This window comes from Reyranella soli (genome assembly GCF_007992495.1).
Taxonomy (GTDB): Bacteria; Pseudomonadota; Alphaproteobacteria; order Reyranellales; family Reyranellaceae; genus Reyranella; species Reyranella soli.
The window spans coordinates 1-4,621 of the sequence record NZ_BKAJ01000302.1; the positions used below are offsets into that span (position 1 = coordinate 1).

At 62.0% G+C, this 4,621-nt stretch carries 4 protein-coding genes; 1 reads left to right on the forward strand and 3 read right to left on the reverse strand.

All coding sequences use genetic code 11. The annotated features are described in order from the left end of the window. Positions 1-157: 157 nt before the first annotated feature. Positions 158-1,000 carry a helix-turn-helix transcriptional regulator gene (locus tag RSO01_RS46005; protein ID WP_147157341.1) on the reverse strand — a complete coding sequence of 281 codons (843 nt, stop codon included), beginning with the start codon at positions 998-1,000 and terminating at the stop codon, positions 158-160. Between the two features lie 332 nt (positions 1,001-1,332). Beyond that, the gene (locus tag RSO01_RS46010; RefSeq protein ID WP_147157342.1) at positions 1,333-1,644 is read right to left on the reverse strand and encodes a hypothetical protein; all 312 of its coding nucleotides are present in this window, start codon (positions 1,642-1,644) and stop codon (positions 1,333-1,335) included. A gap of 266 nt (positions 1,645-1,910) precedes the next feature. Here RSO01_RS46010 and RSO01_RS46015 point away from each other — a divergent pair, with 266 nt between their 5' ends. Further along, positions 1,911-2,906, forward strand: coding sequence for an AraC family transcriptional regulator (locus tag RSO01_RS46015; protein ID WP_147157343.1), 996 nt, complete (start codon positions 1,911-1,913; stop codon positions 2,904-2,906). Between the two features lie 426 nt (positions 2,907-3,332). On the opposite strand, the gene RSO01_RS48210 is transcribed toward RSO01_RS46015, so the two are convergent. Next, the coding region (locus tag RSO01_RS48210; RefSeq protein ID WP_218037674.1) for a M10 family metallopeptidase C-terminal domain-containing protein at positions 3,333-4,621 on the reverse strand (1,289 nt) is incomplete at its 5' end.

Here is a 4,621-nt window from a genome sequence, read left to right on the forward strand (position 1 = left end):
ACCGGATTGCGACCTGAGTCGTTGTCCAGCACGTCGGCCTTCTTGATTGTAGCCATGGTGCTCCCTTCTTCGTTCCCAATCGCTACCCGGCTGGAAGAATTTGTTTGGGACGATTCCATCAAAGGGACACCTCGCGCATCCCCCATATGGGGTATGCCTATCCTGTTCGAAGTGAGTGAACACGTGACAGCAACGCCACCAGCTCACCTTGCCGATGGGTGTCGGTCTTGGCGAATACAGCCTTAAGCTGAGTGCGTGCAGTCAATGGCGCGATGGAGAGCTGATTGGCGGCCTGCTCAAGTGGCTGGCCAGCGCCGATCAGTGCCGCCAGCTTCGCCTCGGCGCGGGTCAAGCCGAATGTCTGCATCAGCAAATCGGGCGCGATTGAACGCGTTTTACGCAAATCCGTGAGCAGGAGAAGAGCACGCGCGCCGAGAAACGGACTACGCGCCGCAGGCTCGATCGGCAGAACGCGTATCAATACTGGTGGCCTCTCTCGCCGCCTCACCAGGATGGGATTCGTGGGCACGAACGCAGTCTCTGAAACGATGCGCATCCTCGTGACAAATTGCTCCAACGCGATGCTCGCGCTTTGGTCGCTGATGAACAACCGACGGTTTTGCAACCTCAATTCATGGTCGAAGGTCGCCTCTGCCGCCGCGTTTACGTCGAGAACTCTTCCTGAGCGATCGATGGCGAGAGCGGGCAAATGGACTAAATTCAGCGCATTGGTGCAGCCTGTTAGCGCGGCATGGCTGACGGCCTTGGACAGGGTTGCAGCATCGGAAAGTCGGCGCGACAGTTCTGCGAGAGCTGGCTTGGACTCCGGCGTGAATATTCCTTCGTTCGGCGTTCGTTGGAGCGATAGCCGCCAGAGATCCGAGCCAGCGCGGAAGGCGACAACGCCGAGCCAGCGAAAGCCGTTCGGGATCAGGAACTCTGTGTAGTAGGGCTCGCGACGTACCTCCTCTGCCGTGAAAAGGTCGAGGTCGGTGATCACGGGCTCTCCCCCAACGAGCCGCGGTAAGTATCGGGCCACGCGGGGGTCGTTTAAATGCCAACCGTCCCGAACATAGCCCCGTCCGAGTTCAGTCAAAGTTGACGTGTACAGAACATTGGTCGGCCGCACGTCACTCTGCACCATGATGGCGCCCGTGGCCCCGACTGCCCGACAAATGTCTTCCATAACGCACAGCCAAGCGGCGGGATCGACGACAGCTTGCCCGAGCCGGGCGCCTGCAGCCATCATGCTAAGCTCGTCTCGGATGGACTTAGGCATGCCCTTGCTTCCTTCCTATCGGCTGCGGGATTATCGCTCGCTTCAGGCCTGCGCTACTGATGCCGTCGGGCTTCGGCAGGCTTGTCGGTAGCTCCAGCCACTACGTCGCCGGCGCGCATGAGGGCATTGCGCAGGGTCATCGGGCCGGTCTCGTCGCCGAGCGTGCCGCGTCCCGTGTAGCGCACGAGGGTCCACTCTTCGCGCTCCGGCTTGCCAAAGAGCGCCGATTTCCATACCGCCAGCACCAGACAGTCGCCGCTTGGCAGCACACGCTCCCAGCAAGCGCCATCGCGTTCGTAGTCAACCGCGTAGAAGCTGGCAGCTTCGATCAAAGCGCGGCATCGCTGGCGGTCGGCCTCTGTCACGTCGGGGGCTTCAGGTATCGGTCGCATCAATCATCTCTTCAGTTAACCCCTCGCCTGCGGTCGAATCGCCCTGCAAGTCGGCCCGTGTCGAGTGGGAGGTGTGGGTGGACACGGGCCGACTTCTGGTTGACGGACCGAACCACGTAGCGCGGCGATCCTGTCTCCCTGGGGGTGAACCACTCCGGCCAGTTTGCGCATCACGCGCGGTACGTGCATTGACTTCACCCGTCAGACTATTGACCCTTGGCGTCATTGTGCCGGTTCAAATGATCGAGGCCCGATGGGCCACCTACATCGCGGACGATCTGCGGCGCGCAGGGCATGCGCTCGACGGCCTATTGAGGGAGGTGGGCATATCCCGGGCAGAAATCGCCAGTCCCGACGGCCGCATTTCCTATGCCGCCTTCATGCGCTTGATCGAGCGCGCGGCCCTGCTCCTGGCAGAGCCCGCCTATGGCCTGAAGCTCGGCGTCTCACACGACGTTCGCGACAACGGTTTGCTCGGTTTTATTGCTGCCAATTCGCCGACACTAGGGGACGCGCTGGCCAACGTAGAGCGCTACATCGCCGTCACCAACGAAGGAACCGACGCAGCTCTCGAAGAGGCAGGACCAGTCAGCGCCCTTCGCTTCCGTGACGCCAATCCCACCCTTCGCACGTTGAGGCAAAATTCCGAACGGGTGTCGGCGCTGTTCGTGAAGGGCGCGCGGGAGCTGACGCGGTCGAAGGCGACCCCAGTACGTGTGGAGTTCATTCATAGCCGGCCCAACGAGCGCATCGACTACGAGGGCATTCTCGGTTGTTCCGTCCGGTTCCAAGCCGAATGGGATGCGGTCATCTTCTCGGAGGAGACCCTGCGGCTGCCGGTGATTGGCGCCGATAACCGGCTGCTGCGCACGCTCGAGGCCGCTTGCCGCCGTATCATCGGCCCCCGGCCGCGAAAGGAGGACCTTGCCCATTCCGTCCGGCAATACGTCGTGGAACGACTGGCGAAGGGGGCGCCCGCTTTCGACGACGTTGCGCGCCATTTCAACATGAGCGCCAAGACGCTCGAACGCAGGCTCGGCGAGCGCAACGCCGGCTATCGCGAGTTGGTCGACGGCGCACGTTGCGATCTCGCCAAGTATTACCTGGCGAACACCAATCTGCGCCTGAATCAAATCGCTTACACGCTGGGTTATACAGAGCCGGGGCCGCTGGTGCGGGCCTTCAGGCGGTGGACCGACGAGACGCCAATGCAGTATCGGCACAAGCACCGCTGATGGCTGGACGCGTCTAATCCATCGCCATGGGTCGGAACATTGTCCCCAATAAAGGGCGCTACACTCCTCGAGGAGCGCGGAAACCTCCGTGTATCTGACGACATGCGAAGAACCGATGTTGGAGTAGGCTGCTACAATCGTCATGACGACCCCGAGGTCGAGGACTGAGTCTCGGAAGCGCGCATCGCCGACGGGAAAGCCGCTACCGAAAAGGCAGCGGCAGTTAGGCTTTTTGAACCGAGCCGGCCCTACGGAAATTGTTCGAAACCGAAATCCAACGTTCTCCGTGTACCTTCCCTTCTCCCCTCGACTTCCTGTCGGCGGCCTAGTCCGCCAACGGTCGGCCGAGTTCAACTTTGGCATCTTGCTCCTGCCATCTTTTTGCACCGCTAGCGGGCGACTGACCTGTCCTCCAATGACCGTCGGTCACAAGAAGTCCGTAGTTTGGAACAACCCGAGGTTGGTTGGATTGGTCAACCTTAGAACAAGGTCTTCTCCGGCTTGGTATCCGGCCAGCCCATTTTGATCGACTACCACGAAGGTGGAGCCGTTGAGGTTGCCGCCCGTCGCCGTGAACAGGGCGGCTTCGTTGTCACCCAGCCCGGCCAGTGCAGCGGCCAGACCCGAGTCGAAGGTCGCCCCACTGCTCAGCGCACCGCTGGCCAGTTTGGTGTTGGTGACCGGGCCTGCCACATCGAGGCGGTCCTGCGCGAAGTCGAACCCCCCGACGGTGTCATATGTCGTGCTGGTGGACTGCCCTGCGGACGTGTAGCGGAGTGTATCCACCCCGCTACCAGCCGCTACCGTGTCCGCTTGGTTGCCGCCCGTGAAGGTGTTCGGGCCGGCGCCTCCCCGGAAGGTAAATCGCCCATCGGTTTCGGCTGACCCGTTGAAGATCAGCGAGTCGCCAGTGCCGAGCGTAGTGCCCGCCACAGTCAACATCTGACCGCTTCCGACGTTGGCCTCGACCGTCGTGACGTCGAAATCGCCGCCGGGCTGAAGCACGATCCGCTCGATTCCCGACAATGCCTCGGACCCGAACGTCACGCCTGCCGAGTAGTCGCCCCCCAACGTCAGCGTATCGTTGGTACCCGCACTTCCGACCAGGCTGTCGTTGTTGGTGAAGGTTTGCGTCGTGAACACGAAGTTGTCGTCTGCCGCGGTGCCGACCACGGTTAGCGCGTCGTCCAGGGTTGCCGTTACATTCCCCAGCGCCACGAATTGCGCTCGACTCAAGGTCAACGCATCGTCCGTGGCGTCGATCCTATCGATGCCAATGCCGGTCAACGCTGTGATTTGAGCCGCAGTCAACCCAGCCAGGGTTGCTCCCGTGTCGGCAAGCGTCACGGTGTCAGCAGCCGTCAAGGTGACCGTTCCCAGCGCCAGGTATTGGGCGACCGACAGCGTCAGTACGTTGTCGATGGAGTCGAGCCTGTCGACCCCCTTGGTCGCCAGCCCGCCAATGTCTGCAACTGACAGCCCAGCCAGGGTGGTTCCCGCGTCGACAAGCGTCACGGTGTCGGCAGCCGTCAGGGTGACAGCCCCCAGCGCCTGGAACTGGGCAACGCTCAGCGACAGTACGTTGTTGGTGGAGTCCAACCTGTCGACGCCGTTGGCCGCCAGTCCGCCGAAGTCTGCGCCTGACAGCCCGGCCAGGATGGCTCCCGTGTCGGCAAGTGTTACGGTGTCAGCAGCCGTCAGGGTGACAGCCCCCA